General features: G+C 31.1%; 19 protein-coding genes and 3 pseudogenes. 15 read left to right on the top strand and 7 right to left on the bottom strand.

What is annotated here, in order from left to right; translation table 11 throughout:
- The first annotated feature begins 39 nt into the window (after positions 1–39).
- The 15 genes and pseudogenes from ABW636_RS16410 to ABW636_RS16340 all read left to right on the top strand — a co-directional run bounded on the left by ABW636_RS16410 (position 40) and on the right by ABW636_RS16340 (position 12559).
- A complete protein-coding gene (locus ABW636_RS16410; protein ID WP_367591148.1) occupies positions 40–984 on the top strand; it encodes a PorP/SprF family type IX secretion system membrane protein in 945 nt (314 codons plus the stop codon).
- 18 nt (positions 985–1002) lie between these two features.
- Positions 1003–2970 (top strand): OmpA family protein, encoded by a 1968-nt coding sequence (locus tag ABW636_RS16405; protein WP_367591147.1) that lies wholly within the window; start codon positions 1003–1005, stop codon positions 2968–2970.
- 963 nt (positions 2971–3933) lie between these two features.
- Positions 3934–4827, top strand: a complete 894-nt coding sequence (locus ABW636_RS16400) for a MerR family transcriptional regulator (protein WP_367591146.1) — start codon at positions 3934–3936, stop codon at positions 4825–4827.
- Between the two features lie 189 nt (positions 4828–5016).
- The gene (locus ABW636_RS16395) at positions 5017–5490 is read left to right on the top strand and encodes a TspO/MBR family protein (protein ID WP_367591145.1); all 474 of its coding nucleotides are present in this window, start codon (positions 5017–5019) and stop codon (positions 5488–5490) included.
- 10 nt (positions 5491–5500) lie between these two features.
- Positions 5501–6157 (top strand): TetR family transcriptional regulator C-terminal domain-containing protein, encoded by a 657-nt coding sequence (locus ABW636_RS16390; protein ID WP_367591144.1) that lies wholly within the window; start codon positions 5501–5503, stop codon positions 6155–6157.
- A complete protein-coding gene (locus tag ABW636_RS16385) occupies positions 6154–7464 on the top strand; it encodes an ABC1 kinase family protein (protein ID WP_367591143.1) in 1311 nt (436 codons plus the stop codon). The genes ABW636_RS16390 and ABW636_RS16385 overlap by 4 nt, the downstream gene beginning before the upstream one ends.
- Positions 7464–8081 (top strand): flavin reductase family protein, encoded by a 618-nt coding sequence (locus ABW636_RS16380; protein ID WP_367591142.1) that lies wholly within the window; start codon positions 7464–7466, stop codon positions 8079–8081. Before ABW636_RS16385 ends, ABW636_RS16380 begins: the two co-directional genes overlap by 1 nt.
- 105 nt (positions 8082–8186) lie before the next feature.
- Positions 8187–8717: a CIA30 family protein gene (locus ABW636_RS16375; RefSeq protein WP_367591141.1), complete on the top strand. Its 531-nt coding sequence runs from the start codon at positions 8187–8189 to the stop codon at positions 8715–8717.
- A gap of 80 nt (positions 8718–8797) precedes the next feature.
- Positions 8798–9283 (top strand): SRPBCC family protein, encoded by a 486-nt coding sequence (locus tag ABW636_RS16370; RefSeq protein ID WP_367591140.1) that lies wholly within the window; start codon positions 8798–8800, stop codon positions 9281–9283.
- A gap of 210 nt (positions 9284–9493) precedes the next feature.
- Entirely contained in the window at positions 9494–9700 is a 207-nt protein-coding gene (locus tag ABW636_RS16365; protein WP_367591161.1) for a hypothetical protein, read from the top strand.
- Positions 9701–9750: 50 nt separating this feature from the next.
- Positions 9751–10182: a hypothetical protein gene (locus tag ABW636_RS16360; RefSeq protein ID WP_367591139.1), complete on the top strand. Its 432-nt coding sequence runs from the start codon at positions 9751–9753 to the stop codon at positions 10180–10182.
- 234 nt (positions 10183–10416) lie between these two features.
- Positions 10417–11125, top strand: a pseudogene (gene folE / locus ABW636_RS16355) (GTP cyclohydrolase I FolE).
- Positions 11122–11805, top strand: coding sequence for an SDR family NAD(P)-dependent oxidoreductase (locus ABW636_RS16350; RefSeq protein WP_367591138.1), 684 nt, complete (start codon positions 11122–11124; stop codon positions 11803–11805). The pseudogene folE and the gene ABW636_RS16350 overlap by 4 nt, the downstream one beginning before the upstream one ends.
- A 3-nt stretch (positions 11806–11808) precedes the next feature.
- Positions 11809–12338: pseudogene (locus ABW636_RS16345) on the top strand (glutathione peroxidase).
- Positions 12339–12364: 26 nt separating this feature from the next.
- Entirely contained in the window at positions 12365–12559 is a 195-nt protein-coding gene (locus tag ABW636_RS16340) for a Lacal_2735 family protein (RefSeq protein ID WP_367591137.1), read from the top strand.
- Positions 12560–13302: 743 nt separating this feature from the next.
- Here the strand turns inward: ABW636_RS16340 and ABW636_RS16335 are convergent.
- The 7 genes and pseudogenes from ABW636_RS16335 to ABW636_RS16305 all read right to left on the bottom strand — a co-directional run bounded on the left by ABW636_RS16335 (position 13303) and on the right by ABW636_RS16305 (position 19523).
- A complete protein-coding gene (locus ABW636_RS16335; RefSeq protein ID WP_367591136.1) occupies positions 13303–13740 on the bottom strand; it encodes a 6-pyruvoyl trahydropterin synthase family protein in 438 nt (145 codons plus the stop codon).
- Between the two features lie 251 nt (positions 13741–13991).
- On the bottom strand, positions 13992–14690 hold the full coding sequence (locus ABW636_RS16330) for an FAD-dependent oxidoreductase (protein WP_367591135.1): 699 nt from the start codon (positions 14688–14690) through the stop codon (positions 13992–13994).
- A 458-nt stretch (positions 14691–15148) separates the two neighbouring features.
- Positions 15149–15418 (bottom strand): annotated as a pseudogene (locus ABW636_RS16325) (NAD(P)-binding protein); the annotation flags it as partial.
- A 407-nt stretch (positions 15419–15825) separates the two neighbouring features.
- A complete protein-coding gene (locus ABW636_RS16320) occupies positions 15826–16230 on the bottom strand; it encodes a DUF2452 domain-containing protein (RefSeq protein ID WP_367591133.1) in 405 nt (134 codons plus the stop codon).
- Positions 16227–16505, bottom strand: coding sequence for a TIGR03643 family protein (locus tag ABW636_RS16315; RefSeq protein ID WP_367591132.1), 279 nt, complete (start codon positions 16503–16505; stop codon positions 16227–16229). The genes ABW636_RS16320 and ABW636_RS16315 overlap by 4 nt, the downstream gene beginning before the upstream one ends.
- A gap of 2 nt (positions 16506–16507) precedes the next feature.
- The gene (locus ABW636_RS16310) at positions 16508–18001 is read right to left on the bottom strand and encodes a cryptochrome/deoxyribodipyrimidine photo-lyase family protein (protein ID WP_367591131.1); all 1494 of its coding nucleotides are present in this window, start codon (positions 17999–18001) and stop codon (positions 16508–16510) included.
- Positions 17991–19523, bottom strand: coding sequence for a cryptochrome/photolyase family protein (locus tag ABW636_RS16305; protein ID WP_367591130.1), 1533 nt, complete (start codon positions 19521–19523; stop codon positions 17991–17993). Before ABW636_RS16305 ends, ABW636_RS16310 begins: the two co-directional genes overlap by 11 nt.
- Between the last annotated feature and the right edge of the window lie 3 nt (positions 19524–19526).

Genomic DNA, 19526 nt, shown 5'->3' with positions numbered 1-19526 from the left:
CGATCGTACTCCTCAATAAAACAAAATAACCCCTTCGAAATGAAAAAAAATTATATACTAACCATACTATTAATTATTTTGACCAATGTAAGCTTTGGTCAACAAGATGCTCAGTACACACAGTATATGTACAATACTATAAGTATTAACCCTGCTTATGCCGGATCCAGAGACGCAATTAGTATAACGGGACTGTACCGAAACCAATGGGTTGGAATAGGAGGAGCGCCAGTTACTCAAACTCTTAATGTACACTCTCCAATTGGAACAAGTAATAAAGTAGGTTTAGGAGTATCGATTGTAAATGATAAAATTGGTCCGACACAGGAAACCTTTTTAGATGTTGATTTTTCATATACGATTAATACCTCTGTAGAAGGACAACTAGCTTTTGGAGTAAAAGCTGGGGGGCATTTACTAGATGTAAATTTTAATGATCTTAATCAATACACCAATTCAGATGTATTGTTAGATACAAATATTGATAATAAATTCTCGCCTAATATAGGAATTGGTTCATATTATCATACAGATAAATTTTATGTGGGATTTTCAGCGCCAAATTTACTTCAAACTCAGCATTTTGATGAGTCATCTACCAATAATATAGCTTCATCCTTTTTGGCAAAAGAACGAATCAATTATTATTTGATAGGTGGGTATGTTTTTAATATTAATGAGAACTTAAAATTAAAACCCGCTACATTGATAAAAGGTGTAGGTGGAGCACCACTTCAGGTAGATGTTTCGGCTAACGTATTGTTTAAAGAAAAATTGACCCTAGGATTGGCATATAGATGGAGTGCTGCAGCAAGTTTTCTTGCAGGTTTTCAAGTTTCAGACACTATAATGCTGGGCTTTGCTTATGATTGGGAGACTACAGAATTAGGAAATACCGAATTTAATGCGGGGTCCTATGAATTTGTCCTTAGATATGAGATTTTCAAAAAACAAGAAAAAGTTCTTTACCCTAGATTCTTTTAATGTAAACCAACTATTGTCATGAAAAATTTAACGATACATATATTTTTATTGTGCTTTTTTAGTGTAAGCTATCTTCTTTCACAGGATAATAAATTTAAAAAGGCAAATGATTATTACGATAGCTATGCTTATTCTGAGGCTATAAAAGAGTATAATCAAATAATTAACTCAGGAAATGCAACGCTCGAAGTATATCAAAGATTAGGAGATTGTTATTTCTTTAACTCTGATCTTAAAACCGCAGCAAAGTGGTATGAGGAAATGTTTAAAGAAAGAGCATTAACAACAAAAGAAAAATTAAATAAAGAAATAGGAGTAGAATACTATTTTAAAGCTTCTCAATGTCTAAAACATCTAAAAGAGTACAAAAAGGCAGATAGCCTATTGGTAGAGGTAGCAACATTGAAGAATAGTGATTCGAGAGCTAAAAGATTACTAGAAAATCCAACATATCTGGAAGATATTCGTTTGCAATCTGGAAGATATACTATTAAAAACTTACCTAGAAACTCTGCTTACGTCGATTTTGCCCCGGTTGTTTATAAGAATAAGTTAGTATTTTCTTCTGCAAGAGGAACCATTAAATCTACTGCCAAGAAAAATAGATGGACACAGCAACCTTATTTAGATTTGTTCAGTCTTACTTTAAAAGAATCAGGTGATTTTGAGTATCCAGAAAGCTTTTCAAAGGATTTAAATTCCAGACTACATGAGTCTACCTGCGCTTTTTCGAAAAAAGAAGATGTAATTTATTTTACAAGAAATAACTTATTAAATTCGAAATTTGGAAAAGATTCTACGGGAGTAAATCGATTGAAAATTTATAAGGCTCAATTAAATGATAAATCAAGATGGGATTCTGTTGAAGATTTATCATTTAATAATGATGAATATTCTGTAGCGCACCCTGCTCTTAGTCCCGATGGAACCAAGTTGTATTTTGCTTCAGATATGCCCGGGGGTTATGGGATGTCTGATTTATACGTAGTTAAAATCAATCAGGATGGCTCGTTTAGTACTCCGCAAAATTTAGGACCTACTATAAATACAGAAGGTAGAGATACATTTCCCTTTATAAGCGAATCGGGAGTCTTGTATTTTTCTTCTGATGGGCACCTTGGATTAGGAGGATTAGATATTTTTGCAGTAAAAATTGATGGAGATGACACTACGGTTTATAACATAGGTGAGCCAATAAATAGTGTTGCAGATGATGTAACTTTTGTTTTTGATGAAAGTTCGAAGAAAGGTTTTTTTGCATCTAATCGCTCGGGAGGAAAAGGAAACGATGATATTTATAGTTTTGTTGAAACGACTCCACTAATTACTAAATGCGAAGGTGGTCTTAAAGTTATTGTTGTTAATGAAAAGTCAGGTGAAGTTCTTGATAATGCAGGAGTAGAAATTAAAAATAAAGACAATAATGATACTGTATATATAGGAAAAACCAATGAAAAAGGAGAAGTGCATGTGAATTTGGATTGTGGGGATAAGTTTTATGAAGTTTTTGTAAAAAAGGCGGATTATGACCCTGCTGAGACTCTTATTGAGGTAAAAAGAGATAATCCATACCCTTTTCAAACTGTGAATTTAAAAAGTAATGTACCAGAAAAAGGTATTGACCTAGCCAAACTTTTAAATCTTAAGCCCATATATTTTGCCTCTAATAAAGCGTTAATTTTAGATAAATCTGCAAAAGAGCTAGATAAAGTTATCAAGTATATGAAAGAGTATCCGTCAATTAAAATAGAGATAGGTTCTCATACAGATAGTAAAGGAAGTGATTATTATAATATGAAACTTTCTAAAAAACGGGCAACAGCTACTGCAAATTACATTATTAGTAAAGGTATTGATCCTTCAAGAGTAAAAAGTAGAGGATATGGAGAAACCGTTCTAATAAACAGATGTGATAATAATGTTAAGTGTGGTAAGGACGAACACGCTCAAAATAGAAGAAGTGAGTTTATTGTAATTGATAACTAAAAGGTAGATCAAAAAATATTAAATAGCTATAAATGTAGTTTTTAGAATCGGTAGTGTTCAAAGTATTGCATAAACGCAACATTTGATCCTGATCCTAAGTATATCAACCAAACTCTTTCTTTAAACAGAGGTCAAGTGATTAACTGTCAAATTTTTATATTAAAAATGAGAACAAAAAATAATTTGTGACCTTCGGGTTATGAGCTCTGAAGTTTTACAGAAAGAATAAGCTAATATTAGTTTTGTATATTAGAATTGACATTAAGAATTACTTGAATATTCTTAATAGATATTAAATTCATGTTGAAAATATGTAGAGGTTTCTTTGTTTAATAATTAAGATTAATTATTTGATTTTAAGTGTTAAAAAAGTCTGAGTGTCTGTTCACAAAAGCATTTATATCTTTCAAATCCTGTATCAAAAAGTTTGAACTCTGAGGGTTCGGGGTCACTAAAAGAGGTAAATTAAATATTTACCTCTTTTTATTTTATTCACAATCAATTGTTTATGATTCAAAAACTAAACACTTTCACCATACTAGATAATATTCTTTAAATCACACTAATCGTTGATTATCAGTATTTAATTGGTTTGAATCCTCTGCGGATAAGCAAGAAAACAACTGTTAAATTTAATATCAGAAAAGAACTCAAATATCTGATTTTTAAGTTTAAAGATTAAAGTACAGAAAGCGTATAGTTCACGAATTATTGAATATTATATATTTCTTCTTGTCAATTTTGCCACGATATCGATTAAACACCGTGTGAAATAATTCATTATTAGTCGCTAATTTTAGGTGAAATTTTGCAAATGCTCTTTTAATATTAAATAAAAGAATGTCGATATATGAAATAATGATTTTATAGAGTAAATTAATTTTCCAAAAGCTTTAGAGGTCAAAAACAATTTTTAGAGCTAATTTAAAACCATTATATTTGTTTATCAAAAACATAAATAAATTGAACAGTATAAAAGAAGATTTCACTATAAAAGATCTTGAAAATATCTCAAGCATAAAAGCTCATACAATTCGTATTTGGGAAAAAAGATACGGTCTTTTAGAACCCAAAAGAACCAATACCAATATAAGGTATTACTCTTCAAATTGTTTATTAAAATTACTAAATGTTGCTTTGCTTCTTAAGAATAACTATAAGATTTCTAAAGTTGCAGAAATGTCAGACCAGACCATCATTATAAAAGCAAGAGAGTTGGCGTTCAAAACCGCCATTAATGATGAAGCTATTAACTCTTTCAAATTAGCAATGTTTCAATTTGATAAAGCTCAGTTTAACGCTACTTATAATAAATTACTACATAAAAAAACATTTCGAGAAATCTTTAAAGAGGTGTTTATACCTTTTTTAAACCATATTGGTTTATTGTGGCAAACAGACACTTTACTTCCTGCTCACGAGCATTTTATATCTAATTTGATTGCTCAAAAAATACAAATTAATACCGATCAGTTAGAACATTCTATTTCTTCCTCTAACTGTATTTATGTTTTGTTCTTACCAGAAAACGAAATACATGAACTTGGATTGTTGTATTTAAATTATGAGCTTGTTTTACGAGGTAATCAAACGATATACTTAGGACAAAGTTTGCCTCTGGATAATTTAAGTTACTTTTTTAAAAATGAACATAAAATTTGCTTGATAACTTCACTAACGGTCCAACCTTCTAACGATAAAGTAGAACTCTATTTTCGTGAAATTGAAAAGATTTTATCAAACAGTGAACATAAATTAATAGCAATAGGCCCCAAGGCAATGCAGGTTGAGAATTTGGACTTTAACGCAAACATTAATATTTATCCCTCGGTAGTAGAATTCTTGAATAAAATATAATTTTGTTTAATAAAAAAATCATTTTGTTAAACAAAATTAGTAAATTTGTATACATTGAAATGTATTTTCATAATTATGAGAAAATCATTACTATATGTGACTAAGTCTTTTTTACCATAGACAATATGTTTTTTTTGATCAACATATATCTGTCACATACTAAAGATATGAATAATCTATTCAGAAAATATGTATACGAATAAATTTGTAAGGTTCTTTATATTTCTGCTCTACAATTTTTTTGCTTTGGGCTTGGGAGTGATTTTAATGGAAAATGGCCCCAGGACTACATGGTATTTAGAGCTAAATAAAGCCCCTTGGTCACCACCTAACTGGGTTTTTGGTTCCGCTTGGTCTATTATTATGATACTTTTCTCATTCTACATGACCAAACTAAGTTTTCGATATAGTTTTTTAAATAGAGAACTAATTATTCTGTATGCAGTTCAATGGTTGTTAAACGTAAGTTGGAATTTCATTTTCTTTAATCAACATTTAATATTGGTAGGATTATTGGTCATTGTTTTGCTCTGGTTATTGATAGGGTATTTTACATTTGAAAATTTTAAAAGTATGAAATTTTACACCCTTTTGATAGCTCCATATTTAGTATGGATGACTATTGCAACAAGCTTAAACGCATTCATTGTTTTTTATAATTAAATTAAAAATTATGGCTCAAAAAAAGAATATCTCATCAGAAAAAATTATGGAAGTGTATATGGAAAGCATATTGACCGGCGAAAACTTATCCACTATATATGCTTTTGCCAAGAAATACAGTTTTGAAGAAAGTGATTTTTATCAGCATTTTAGCAGTTTTGAATCATTAGAAAAAGAGATTTTTAGCATCTTTTGTTCAAAAACAGTAGCACTGCTGCATCAAAACAAAGAATATAAAGAGTATGACTCAAAAAGTAAGCTATTAAGCTTCTACTATACTTTTTTCGAGCTTTTGACTGCCAACAGATCTTATGTGTTTACAAAGTTAAAAGCGAATAAAAATAAATTAGAGTCACTGAAGCTACTTTCTAAATTACGTATCGCATTTATTGATTTTGTGAATCAGGAAATTTATAGAGATACTATTGATTTCAAGAATGAAAAAATCAATAAAATACAGGATAAAAGTATTGCAGAAAGCTCTTGGATACATTTGATATTTACATTGCAATTTTGGTTAGAGGATGAGTCTAAGAATTTTGAAAAAACCGATCTTTTTATAGAGAAATCTTTAAAAGCAAGTTTTGATCTTAGTAATATCACTCCGGTAAAAAGCGTGTTCGATTTTGCAAAGTTTTTATGGAAAGAAAAAATGCCGACCTTATGAAAAATATAGATAACATTCCAACATCAAAAATACAACGCGCTTCAAAATTAGTCACTACAGGACTAAAAGTAGGTGTGAACTATGCAAAATATTATGGAGAAAAAATTGTAAAATCTGAAGAGGTTGCCAAAGAAAGATTAAATGAGGCTAATGCATCAGATATTTATGATGGATTAAAAACGCTTAAAGGTTCTGCATTAAAAGTGGCACAAATGCTAAGTATGGAAAAAAACCTACTCCCTAATGCTTATGTAGAAAAGTTTTCTTTATCACAGTTTTCGGTTCCTCCATTGTCACCGCCTCTAGTAGTAAAAACTTTTAAAAAGTATTTCAAAAAAATGCCAAGTGAAGTATTTGATACCTTTACTAAAGCATCTATAAATGCCGCAAGTATTGGTCAGGTACATAGAGCTACAAAAGACAATAAAGAGTTAGCTGTAAAGATCCAATATCCAGGTGTAGCCGAGAGCATTTCGACTGATTTGGCAATGGTAAAACCCATTGCAATGAAAATGTTTAATATCAAAGGAGAAGGTTCTGATGCTTATTTTAAAGAAGTCGAAAATAAATTAATAGAAGAAACCAGTTATGTTTTGGAGTTAGCACAGAGTAAAGAAATGGCTAGCAAATGCAGTAACATTCCTAATCTAAAGTTTCCGAGATACTATCAAGAGTTCTCTTCTGAAAAGATTTTAACGATGGACTGGATGGAAGGGCTTCATCTTTCTGAGTTTTTAGAGAAAAAGCATCCAACAGCGGTTCTTAATAAATTAGGGCAAGCACTTTGGGACTTTTATATGTATCAAATGCATGTCTTAAAAAAAGTACATGCCGATCCTCATGCTGGCAATTTTCTGGTATCTGATACTAATGAGTTAATCGTTATTGATTTTGGATGCATAAAAAAGGTTCCGCAAGATTTTTATATCCCCTATTTCGAACTCGCTAAGAAAGAAAATATTGAAAACCCTTCTTTTTTTGAAGAAAAACTGTTCGAACTAGAGATCCTAAGAGCAGATGATACCCCAAAAGAAAAAGAGTTTTTTACAGCACTTTTTTATGAAATGCTATCCCTTTTTACACAACCCTTTCATAAAGAAGAGTTTGATTTTTCTGATAGTATATTCTTTGCTAAAATAGCAACCTTAGGTCAGAAATATTCTAAAAGCACAGAACGTAGAAAAATGAATGGAAATCGTGGGTCCAAACATTTTATTTATATCAATAGAACCTTTTTTGGTTTGTATAATCTGATGCACGATTTACAAGCCACTAACGTAAAGATCAACAACTACAAAAATTTATAATGCATTTTACACGAAAAGATATTGACGCTTTAGATCACTTGTACAAAATAAACTTTGTAAATAGTCTGTCTGGTTTTAAATCGGCTAATTTGATCGCTACGAAGTCAAAAGACGGAATCAGTAATGTCGCAGTATTTAGTTCTGTAGTGCATTATGGATCTAATCCTCCTATTTTAGGATTTGTTCTAAGACCAAAAACCGTTACAAGAAATACCTATGACAACATAAAACAAACCCAGTTTTATACGATTAATCATATTGTATCATCGATCATTGAAGATGCACATCATACCTCTGCAAAATATGCTTCGGAAGTATCAGAATTTGACAAAACTATATTATCCGAAGTATATAAAAATGAGTTTTTTGCACCGTTTGTACATCAAAGTCCAGTGCAAATAGCCATGAAATACTTAGAAGAATATTATATCAAATCTAATGATACCATATTAGTATTAGGAGAGATTTTAGATGTTTTTGTAGACGATCATTTGGTAAAAGAAGATGGTTTTGTAGACCTGGTAGAAGCAGAAACGGCAACGATCAACGGATTAGACGGCTACGTAGTACCGACACAAAAAAGGAGACTGGCCTATCAAAGACCAAAATCATCATAAATGATAAAAATAATAGGTTGTAGAGTATAACTTGCAAATATAGGTTTGTTCTTTTCATTTTTAAATCAAACCGTATTAAACAGACCACTAAAATTGAACTAAAAAATGTACAAACTATTGGTAGTATTAGGAATGCTTTTTTTAAATAAGGAAATTTTAATTTTTGATTTTACCAAAGAGACTTCGGTTTTGGCATGGCAACAAACGAATGATGATGTCATGGGTGGGGTATCCACTTCCAGAATGACGATAGATGAAAACGGTCATGGTGTTTTTCTAGGAAATGTCTCTACAGCAAATAACGGGGGATTTGCAATGACACGATTACCTGTAGATATTAAAATTACCGAAAAACATAAAAAAATCGTCTTATATGTAAAAGGAGATAACAAGAAGTACCAGTTTAGGTTAAAATCAGATGTAAACCAAAGACATTGGTATGTGCACTCATTTTTTGCAAACGATACTATGCAACGAATAGAGATCCCTCTAGAGGATTTTTACCCCTCATTTAGAGGTAATAGGCTAAGAATAAATAATTTCTCATCCCAAAACATAAAGGAAATTGCCATTTTAATTGGTAATAAGAAAAATGAGAATTTTAAGCTTGTCATCGATAAAATTTTGGTGATTTAATGAAGAAAAAACCTAAAATACTATTGAATGAACTAAAAAACTTACTATTGTTTTTTAGTTACCTAAAATTATAGCATATCATGATCAATTTTAAGAAACATTCAGGAATCTATACCTTAGAAACAGAACAAGTCCTAAACGTCCCTTTGGATGCTGCGTGGGATTTTTTTAGTTCGCCAGATAATTTACAAAAAATAACTCCCAGGCATATGGGGTTTCAGATCACTTCTGCTGTAGATAGAAAAGCATATTCTGGGCAAATAATAACTTATAAAGTTGGTATTTTACCAGGCATAAAATCGAATTGGGTAACCGAAATAACACAGGTAAAAGATCAATCTTTCTTTATAGATGAGCAACGTTTTGGACCTTACAAAATGTGGCATCATGAGCATTTTTTTGAAGAATTACCAGACGGAAAAACCTTAATGAAAGATAAAATTTCATATAAAATTCCGTTTGGGTTTTTAGGTCATTTGGCACAGAAAATCTTTATCAAAAAGCAACTCACTACTATTTTTGAACATCGATATGTAACCTTAGAGAACATTTTTAATCTAACCTAATAAAACCTTATCAGTCTTTTGCTATCCAAAAGATAAGTTTAGAGTAAAATAATATAAAACACACCACAAATCACAACAACAACTATTAGATAATAAGGGATTTAAAGCCTTTAATTGTTGTTTTATGAAGTGGTTTTTGTTTGAAAAGTTAATTTTGTTTAAACATTTTTGAAAATTAATAAACAAAATGTATCTTTAAATAAAAAAGAAATGGAACTACTTAAAAAAGCTTTGGAATTTGAAAATACGAAAATGAGTAATATGACCACTAGTGATCGGGTGATTGCTTCGCGAGAGGCTAAAGCAATTATTCTTGGGTTGAACGAAATTTATAAAAGCACCAAGGATTCAAAACTCATGGACATTATGAAACGTCTAACCATAAAGAAGAAAAAATTAGAAAAACGCCTTAGGTAACCTCCCAGTGTATTCACAACTATAAACCTAGCAAATGTCCGTGATAAAAAATGGTTTTAGATACTACATATTTTAATAAAAAAAACAGAGCAATCATTAATGATCTGGTCGGTAAACCTTTTTCTTTTTTGCAACGCATTAAGCTTAAAGGAATTGGATCCAGACGAATGATTATAGATGAGGTAAGTCCAAATTTACAAACCTATATCAATAGAGTCTCTGACATTAGCTATGCGAATATAGAGTTACGCCCTGGAGGTATCTTATTAAATATCAATAAAGGATTAAAAAATTATACCTGGATTATACCCTACTATCAATTTTACCTCTATAAAACAAATGGGTTTAGTATTCATGCACAAGGTAGATTTGTACATTTTAAGAATACTATAACTCATAGAGAAAATGCTTCTTTTTTTGAAAAGCTAATGGTAATGAAGTTAGAATTTGACCAGAAATTTCCCCACATTGAAACGATCTAAATCTTTATTTTTCTGATTATAAATAGTATCGATTTTTTGAAATGTCTAATATTGTTTAAAAGCCAAAAACTTAGCAAAAATCAATAGCAAAATCTCTACAGGCATTTAATTTTAATAATGATTTTAGATAAAAAAGAATTTATTTTAGCACATACTTAATCTCCACAAAGAAGAAGATGAGAATGATTAAAATTTAATAATTAAAACAGTAATAGTTAAGCAAATAAAAAATACATGAAACTAGATATAGACACTTTACCAAATCCCAACAAGGGTATATTAAATGGATTTTCTATAGATGATATTGGAGATGATCACATTAGTACGGGAATAGAAACTCCAATAAAAGAAAATGCTTTTGATATGTCTGATGATGAAAAGAAAGAGCGAATAGCGAATTTATTTTCAGAAATTATGGATGTTATGGGATTGGATTTAGCAGATGATTCTTTAAGAGGAACTCCAATGAGAGTAGCCAAAATGTATATTGACGAAATATTCTCTGGTTTAAACCCAAAAAACAAGCCTAAAATAGCTTTGTTTGACAACATTTATAAATACCAACAAATGTTGTTAGAAAAAAACATAACGTTTTATTCTAATTGTGAGCATCACTTTGTTCCTATTATTGGCAAAGCACATGTTGCGTACATTTCATCTGGAAAGGTAATTAGGACTCTCTAAATTGAACAGAATTGTTCAGTATTTTGCCAAACGTCCACAGGTACAAGAACGACTAACGAATCAAATTGCAGAAGAATTAAAACACGTTTTAGAGACCGAGGATGTTGCGGTAATTATTGATGCAAAACACTTATGTGTATCCTCTAGAGGTGTTAAAGATGATACTTCGCAGACCGTTACTTCTTATTTTGGAGGGGCATTAAATACGCCTGCCAAAATAGCCGAAATACAAAACTACATCAACAGTCAATACATATGAGAAATGTATTAGTAGTTGGTGGAAGTAAGGGTATCGGAAATGCCATTATCAAAAGTATAGTTGAAAAAGATAAAGTCATTAATATCAGTAGAACCTCTCCTGATTTTAGTCATGCTAATTTGACTCACTATGATTGTGACGTTATCCATGATGAGCTACCAGAAATTGAAAGCCTGGATAGTTTGGTATATTGTCCCGGTAGTATCAACCTAAAACCAATTTCTAGATTAAATTTAGAGGACTTTAGAAAAGATTTTGAAATTAATGTCATTGGTGCTGTAAAAACAATTCAAACGTATCTAAATGTTTTAAAAAAAGGAACTTCTCCTTCTATAGTGCTATTTAGTAGTGTCGCTTCAAAACTTGGAATGCCATTTCATGCTAGTATCGCGACATCAAAATCAGGAATAGAGGGATTGGTAAAATCCCTGGGAGCAGAATTGGCGCCCGTTATACGTATTAATGCCATAGCACCCACGGTTACCGATACAGAATTGGCTTCCAAATTATTGAGAAATGATAAAATGATACAAACTATCAAAGATAGGCACCCTTTAAAAAAAATATTAAACCCCCAGGAAGTAGCTGATATGGCAGTGTTTCTTCTATCTGATAAAACAAATGCCATCTCTGGGCAAATTTTTGAAATGGATTGTGGTATTGTAACCTTTAAAATGTAAAAAATGAAACTCATTAAAAAAGCAAAAACGATTTCTCGAGATATCAAAACAGCTCCAGCAAACAGTTCTATATATGATATAAAAATCAATAGTATAGAAGGCAATGAGATTAATTTGTCTGATTTTGAGGGGAAATTTTTATTGTTTGTTAATGTAGCCTCCAAATGTGGATTTACAAAACAATATGAAGATTTAGAAAAATTAAGTAATCAATATAAAGAAGATTTGGTGGTTATAGGAGCTCCTTGTAATCAGTTTGGAAATCAAGAACCAGGAATTCGAAACAAATACTATCTTTTTGTCAAAAAAACTACGGAGTTACTTTTTTGATCACCGAAAAAATTGAAGTTAAAGGTAAAAATCAACACCCCCTATTTAATTGGTTAACGAACAAAAAATTAAATAGAAAAAAAGACTCTTCTATACGATGGAACTTTCAAAAATATTTGATCGATAGAAACGGAGCACTGATAGACTATTATTTCTCTATTACCAATCCACTAAGTACCAAAATAACAAAGCATATCAAATGAATATAACTTAAATTCACTATTGAATCATGATTAGATTATTTAAAAAAAGAAGTCAAACGGAAATACTTAGAGATAAGTTTGAAAAATTAATGAGCCAATGGCACAAATTATCCAGTGTCAATCGCAAAGAAAGTGATAAAAAATATGCAGAAGCTCAAGAAATATTAGCAAAGTTAGAGCTACTACAAAAAAATGAATCTCTAAAACAGAACCCAACATAATGGTTGTGATGACATTAATATTCTAACCCTTTAGACGTTATTCCCAAAAGACCGTTAGCAGTTCGACATTTTGTTACGGAATTAGCTTTTGGCGCTTATCTTTAATTTTTCTTTTTCAAAGCTTTACTTTTTGGCGTGTTTGTCTTTACAAACTTGTACTTTTTATCTATACTATACTCTATAACTAAAAGTTTTTATTTGTTTAACCTGCTATGCTGTTGTTAGCACCTCATAATAAAGTTTGAAAGCATCATAAGTACAAAACAACATCGATTTTCTATCTTATAAAAGTAAACTTCATTGAACAATTCTCCTTTTATGGGTGTTTTAGACTTACCTATCTATTTTTAACCGTTAGTTTATCTATTTAACAATTGATTTACATCGTAAAATAGTTAATTTTTGTTTAATATTTTTAATTATTCATTAAACATTTTGTATTTTTATATAAAGTATTTAAAAATATAGAAATACAAGTTCTATTTGATAGCACTTATTATCTTTTTATAAAGATATCTATAAAAATAAAGTTGTAATGATTGATTGGTTAGTTTCTTAAAATGGAGAATACCCTGTTTATTTACCTTTTTAACAGGGTATTCTTTTTTTTTACTCTTATAGATGTATTACAAATAAAATACATCGCTTAATATGTAGTTTTATTAGTGTTTTTATCAAATACGTAAATACAAACAAATTCTTAAGGTTTTATACACTACGATCATCTAATCTTAGTTACCCAACTAACAGGGGTACTCTACATAGTTTCTTGGTGTTTCGTACAACGTTATTTTAATTTCCAAGTTTTGGTCTATATGTACTCTTAAAATATTATAGATCACCGTTGCTATATTTTCGGCTGTAGGATTTACTTTCTTAAATTCAGCTACATCCAAATTAAGATTCTTATGATCAAAGCGTTCTGTTATCTGGTTTTTAATAAGATCAGATAATACCTTGGCATCCATAACATACCCCGTTTCTGGCTGTATATACCCTATTACTTTCACTTCTAAGTCATAATTATGACCATGGTAGTTGGGGTTGTTACATTTTCCAAAAACACGTTTATTCTTCTCATCACTCCAATCTGGGTTATGAAGTCTATGTGCTGCATTAAAATGCTCTCTTCTAATAATAGCAGTTTTCTTTTTTATAGATCCGTCTATATTATTATTCATAAATGAAAAGTATTGTTAGCTAGGTTAAACTTTTACAAAGGTAGCACATATTATAATTTTGTTTAACAAATTACACATTTTAATTAAACAATAAATTAAATTTAAGAAAAATATAAATCCATATAACTGCTACTTAAAGGACATCATAATATCCATCATACATAACTGAGTCCTATTGAGAGTTTCGAATTTGGAAATTCGATTATTGGTATAACTTATCAATTAAGTTTTAAAATAAATCCTTATTGAATTTATCTATTTTCTAATGATTCTATTACTCCCAATGCCGCTTTTTCTCCAGAAACCATAGCTGCATTGAGCGAACCATTAAGCTGTTGATCCCCTGCAATAAATATGGTAGATGTCAATTTAGTTTCAGACGGAAGCATTTCATACTGTATATTAGTCAAGTCCGGAAGTGCTTTATTGATTGAGTATCGTTTAAGAAAACGATTCGTACTGATTTTACAGTACCTTTTTAGTTCGTCTTTGACCTGTTCAATCAAAGTTTGCTCATCCAAATTATGTTTTTTTATGATAGTGACAGAGAGTAGTTCTTTTTTCGAATGAGAAGCAGTTTGAAGCGCAGTATGGTAACAAATATTGTTGATAAGAGCTCCTTTAGCCGCAAGTAACCCTATAAGAGGTTTATTTATAACACGTGTTTCAGTTTCAAAATACAACGTGTCACAACTTTTCCAGCTTAACTGTTGATTTTTCAAGTTTGCTTTGATCAAATCAGGATTTGTAGCTATTATGGTAAAATGACTTTCTATTTTTTCCTCTTTCTCTAATACAATAACACCTTCTTCTACAGTACTTACTCTAGTGTTGTAATGAAAAGCAGTGTGATTTAACTTACTTATCAATTCATTTGGAATTCCTGCAATACCTGATTTTGGAATAGCAGCACTTCCTTCACCAAACATTTTATATACAAACTTGAACATTCTTGATGATGTCTGAAGATGTTGTTCTAAAATATTCCGCTAAAAAAAGGCCTGAAAAACTGTTCAATAATAGCATTAGAAAAACCAAATGTTTTTAAAAATGAAAGTGTAGACTCTTCTTGTTCTTCGAAAATCTCTTCGATTGCTACTTTCTTTAAAATTCGGTTTAGCTTTAGAACCTTTACTTTGTCTGAAAAACTACCAATATTGGATAAAAGCGTTGGAAATAATAAAGAAAAATTCCTTAATGGATCTCCTAAAATTTTTTGCCTTCCATTAATAAAAAATTTCCTGAAACCAACTATCCCAAGGGCAGAGCCTCAGGGGTATTTCGCTGGTTTCATTTTGACCTGAAGATCAAAAACCGAAATTTTTATTTCCCCCACACCCCAACCCTCTCCCCCAAAGGGAGATGGAGAAAATTGAAACCCCGAGGCAGAGCCTCGAGGAATTTTTAGATTAAAAACAACGGCTCCAGGTAAAAATTTTTGTAATCCTAATTTTTTAAAATTTAAATATTTTTGAGCCATTGGATAAGCTGTAAGTAACACCTGAAATCCATGATCTAATTGATTCCCCTCTACATTATCCGTTTTCACCCTTCCTCCTGCCATGTTTCCAGATTCTATAATAACAGGATGATAACCATGTTCTTCTAAAACTGTTGCTGCTATTAATCCACTTATCCCCGCCCCTACAATGTGAATTTTACAATCCTTCTTTTTCATTCTTTATTTATTAATGGATGATTGATTCATTCTTAAGTTGAATTCTAATATTTGGCGAACTTGCCTTTTGTACTTCTTAGGGCAGTTTTCGATAATTCTACGTTTTATGATATTATTTAATTCACCGGGTTTTAACCATTTTATAAAACTATAAGTAAACGTACTTTTACTATACCTATGCCTTATCATACCATTACTATAAAATATATAATCATTTAACAAATAATCCATACCTATAGTAATGGTGCAAAGTTTTTTCAAATTACTTTTCATATTATTTGATTTAGAAATTATCTATTGTCTTTTCATATATATTTACAAATTGTCAAAACACTCAGATTGTATATTTTTTTAAGTACAACTATTTTTTCGTTAACAAATTCATTAATACTTGTTTTGTAACATACTTATACTTTTTCCCAAATTTTATCACCCTTTAATCTAAAACTTCCTACATGGTTGAAGCTACATTCTGAAGGATCAATAATCGAAAGAAAAGGTCGTTCAGCTTTGTTTTTATATAAATGATAAACCTCTCCAATTACTGGCTCAAAACTATACTTTGCACTATACACTAAGTTATTGTACTCAAATTCTTTAATCAAAGTATCATACTGAATTTTAAGCTCATCATACTTAGCTTTGATTAGTTTATTTACTCTATTGATACCGTCATTTTTCCATGCAGAGGTATCATTTATAGCAATTACCGGTGCGCCAAGATTTGTTGCATATGGTTTTAAAGCAGCATCATACTTCCCCTCTTTTTCATTAAACACGACATCATCTGGCTTTTCCCCTTTTTCTCTCATCTTTTTGAAATTTTATTGTTGGTAATTTGTCTCTGCCTTGCACACTTAAACTTTCCTTTCACAAATTCACGTTTCTTTAGGTGTTTCGTTTTACGTCCTTGTACTCTTTTCCTCCATAGTCTAAAACTTGAAGCTTTTATTTCTCTGCGCATTAAGCTAATTACCTCTTGTTCCTTTAGTCCAAACTGTATGACTATTGCATCAAAAGGTGTTCGATCTTCCCATGCCATTTCGATAATTCTATCAATGTCCTTTTCAGAAATTTTTTTGTCCATATTTATTGTTTTTTTTTCCTATTAGGCAAAGTATGTTTTTTAAGTATTCGTTTACTTTCTTGCTTTACTACAGGATCTTCGGTAATCATTTTCCAAAGGGTATCACTAGCTCTTTTTCGAGTGCTTTTTAGATCTACTATTGGAAGTGGATAGTCTTCTCCTAAAACGAAATTGTTAAACTTTTGATCAAGTGCTGTCATTTTGTAAGGTTCATGAATAAACTCTACAGGAATCTTACCTAATTCTGGAATCCATCTTTTTATAAACGTTCCTTCTGGATCATGCGAAATGCTATTCTTGATAGGGTTATAAATCCTAAGCATATTAATCCCTGTCTCACCTGCTTGCATTTGCAATTGAGGAAAATGAATTCCTGGCTCAAAATCTAAAAACAAACTTGATAAATAAGCACTTGCTTCTTGCCATGGCTGCCATAAATTGTGTGTAAAAAAGGAAACAACCATCGCACGCATTCTAAAATTAAGGTATCCGGTCTCTTTCAAACAGCGCATACAGGCATCGATCAAAGGATATCCTGTTTTGCCTTCACGCCATGCTTTTTGATATTCTTTAGAAATATTCTTTTTTAATGCATGAAACCCTTTGTTTACACTTTCAAACTCCATAATATCTTCCATTTCAAATTTTTGCACAAAGTGAATTTGCCACCGAAGCCTGGAAGTAAAAGCGTCTATTTGTTTCTTATTACTCGAGACTTTTCGAAACTCTTTTGCATATTGGTATACCTCTCGAATTGACACATTGCCCCAAGCTAAATAAGGAGATAATCTACTACACGCTTTTCTTGATAAGTCGGGCTTAGAAATATGAAAACTATAATTTTTATATCTCCCTTTGTAAAAAAAGGAATGTAAATATTTCATTGCCATAATGCTACCTCCCTTCTGAAAATTACTTTTACCAAACACTCTAATATCTTGAATGGTAAAGTATTTTTCGAGCTTACTAATGGTTTCTAGCGAAATAAATTTTTTGGAAGTTGCATCAAATTCGAATTGAGGTTGGGTCAAATACCTTTCACATTCTTCATTCCATAACTGTCTGTCTTTTAAGCCTCTTTTAATTCCGTTATTATTATTCTCTGCCCAGGTAATTAAATTATTTTTACAAAATTTTCTAAACAGCTTGTCGCGCTCAAATGTTTTTCTGATTCCGGTTTCCCGGTGAGAAAAAACAGTATCTATCTTCCAGAATTGAAGGAGCATTCTGAATGCAGGAACCACTTCGGAAGATAACGTTAGGATTTTAGTGTGGTGTGGTAGTAATTTTTGGTTCAGATCTACCAGAGATTGTTTGATAAACCTCCAGTGTCTGGCACTATAATGTGGATCTCTTTTAAGGGACTTTTCAAAGATATATATCAACAAAACAGGTTTATTAGAAGAAATAGCATTATAAACTGCCTCATTATCTTGCAATCGCAAATCTCTTTTAAACCAAACAATGTTAATATGTTCTTTGTTATTAATATTCATTGGGGTTATTTATAATATGATTAGCCCTTATTTTCAGTGCTTGTAAATGTTCATTATCCATTTTATCTAATAAAGTAAGCATCATTCGCATACGTTGATTAGACTCGAAGTAACTTCTTTTATCGTCTAAAAAATTCCAGTACAAGGCATTAAAAGGGCATGCATCTTCCTCGATTTTTTTAGCTACCTTAAAATGACAAGTTTTACAATAGTTACTCATTTTATTTATATAACTCCCACTGGAGACATAGGGCTTGGTTGCTACAACTCCACCATCTGCAAACTGGCTCATTCCTCTGGTGTTAGTTATCTCTACCCATTCTATAGCATCAATATAAATACCTAGATACCATTGATCAACCTCATCTGGATGTGTTTGTGTAAGTAACGCATAATTACCAGTGATCATTAATCGTTGGATATGGTGTGCATAAGCATCATCTAAACTTTGTTTGATCGTAGCATGCAAGCAGTTCATCTTCGTGTCTGCAGTCCAATAGAAATCAGGGAGCGCATTTTTGTTATCCAAATGATTCGTTTTTCGATATTCAGGCATTTTTGCCCAATACATACCTCGCATATATTCTCGCCAACCCAAAATCTGTCTTACAAATCCTTCTACCTGCGAAATATCTATATCCTTCTGATGTTCTCGCCAATATTCTACTACAGTGTTGATCACTTCTTTTGGATGTAACATCTTACTGTTCATTGCAAAGGACAATCGGCTATGAAAAAGAAATTTTTCTTCGGTGTGCATAGCGTCTTGATAATCACCAAAATGTTTCAGTAAATGATTACAAAAATAATTGAGTAAATCTAGGGATTCTTCCCTTGTTATGGGCCAATTAAAATGGTTAGAATCAATATTACCAATAGTATCAACACCTTGATTTCTGATTAGCTCGACAATAGTTGTTACCTGGTGTTTATATGTTTTTGCCGAAAGAATTTCAGGTTTTCCCTTCCATTTTTTACGATTAGATTGATCAAAATTCCATTTACCTCCTTCTGGGTTTTTAGTATCTATCATCATGATATCATATCTTTTACGCATGTAGCGATAAAAGTATTCCATCATGTATTGCTTTTTCCCTTTAAAAAAATTGGCAAGATCAGTTCTTGATGTTAAAAAATGTTCGGTATCAAATACTTTGGTTGGAATAGTTAATTGATCACACAGCGTTCTAAGCTGCATATCTAAGCGATATTCATCGGGTAATTGGTATTCGAACTTGGTAATCCCTTTTTTTTGAATCAGATCGTTTAAATTAGCTACTAAATCTTGTTGGTTATCTGGATCGTCTAAAGTATAATATATAATGTTAAACCCTTCTTTTTTCAACCATTTTGAAAAATTACGCATGCCTAAAAAGAAAGCAACAACTTTTTGTATATGATGCTTGACATAATCCGTTTCTTGTCGCATCTCTGCCATAAAATAGCATACCTCATCATTTGCCCCCTGATACCAGGAATGTTGATGATTCAATTGATCGCCAAGTATAAGTCGTAATATCATAAC

Origin of the sequence: Aquimarina discodermiae (genome assembly GCF_040786235.1) — a bacterium.
Classification (GTDB): domain Bacteria; phylum Bacteroidota; class Bacteroidia; order Flavobacteriales; family Flavobacteriaceae; genus Aquimarina.
The sequence above is the reverse complement of the archived record's forward strand: the minus strand, read 5'-3'. Positions and strand labels throughout refer to the sequence as shown.

Excerpts from the sequence above, each read along its gene's own strand:
- ABW636_RS16380 (WP_367591142.1), top strand. The coding sequence starts at position 7,464 with ATGCATTTTACACGAAAAGATATTGACGCTTTAGATCACTTGTACAAA.
- ABW636_RS16390 (WP_367591144.1), top strand. The coding sequence starts at position 5,501 with ATGGCTCAAAAAAAGAATATCTCATCAGAAAAAATTATGGAAGTGTAT.
- ABW636_RS16360 (WP_367591139.1), top strand. The coding sequence starts at position 9,751 with ATGGTTTTAGATACTACATATTTTAATAAAAAAAACAGAGCAATCATT.
- ABW636_RS16365 (WP_367591161.1), top strand. The coding sequence starts at position 9,494 with ATGGAACTACTTAAAAAAGCTTTGGAATTTGAAAATACGAAAATGAGT.
- ABW636_RS16350 (WP_367591138.1), top strand. The coding sequence starts at position 11,122 with ATGAGAAATGTATTAGTAGTTGGTGGAAGTAAGGGTATCGGAAATGCC.
- ABW636_RS16320 (WP_367591133.1), bottom strand. The coding sequence starts at position 16,230 with ATGAGAGAAAAAGGGGAAAAGCCAGATGATGTCGTGTTTAATGAAAAA.
- ABW636_RS16395 (WP_367591145.1), top strand. The coding sequence starts at position 5,017 with ATGTATACGAATAAATTTGTAAGGTTCTTTATATTTCTGCTCTACAAT.
- ABW636_RS16405 (WP_367591147.1), top strand. The coding sequence starts at position 1,003 with ATGAAAAATTTAACGATACATATATTTTTATTGTGCTTTTTTAGTGTA.
- ABW636_RS16410 (WP_367591148.1), top strand. The coding sequence starts at position 40 with ATGAAAAAAAATTATATACTAACCATACTATTAATTATTTTGACCAAT.
- ABW636_RS16375 (WP_367591141.1), top strand. The coding sequence starts at position 8,187 with ATGTACAAACTATTGGTAGTATTAGGAATGCTTTTTTTAAATAAGGAA.
- ABW636_RS16310 (WP_367591131.1), bottom strand. The coding sequence starts at position 18,001 with ATGAATATTAATAACAAAGAACATATTAACATTGTTTGGTTTAAAAGA.
- ABW636_RS16340 (WP_367591137.1), top strand. The coding sequence starts at position 12,365 with ATGATTAGATTATTTAAAAAAAGAAGTCAAACGGAAATACTTAGAGAT.
- ABW636_RS16385 (WP_367591143.1), top strand. The coding sequence starts at position 6,154 with ATGAAAAATATAGATAACATTCCAACATCAAAAATACAACGCGCTTCA.
- ABW636_RS16370 (WP_367591140.1), top strand. The coding sequence starts at position 8,798 with ATGATCAATTTTAAGAAACATTCAGGAATCTATACCTTAGAAACAGAA.
- ABW636_RS16315 (WP_367591132.1), bottom strand. The coding sequence starts at position 16,505 with ATGGACAAAAAAATTTCTGAAAAGGACATTGATAGAATTATCGAAATG.
- ABW636_RS16335 (WP_367591136.1), bottom strand. The coding sequence starts at position 13,740 with ATGAATAATAATATAGACGGATCTATAAAAAAGAAAACTGCTATTATT.
- ABW636_RS16330 (WP_367591135.1), bottom strand. The coding sequence starts at position 14,690 with ATGTTCAAGTTTGTATATAAAATGTTTGGTGAAGGAAGTGCTGCTATT.
- ABW636_RS16305 (WP_367591130.1), bottom strand. The coding sequence starts at position 19,523 with ATGATATTACGACTTATACTTGGCGATCAATTGAATCATCAACATTCC.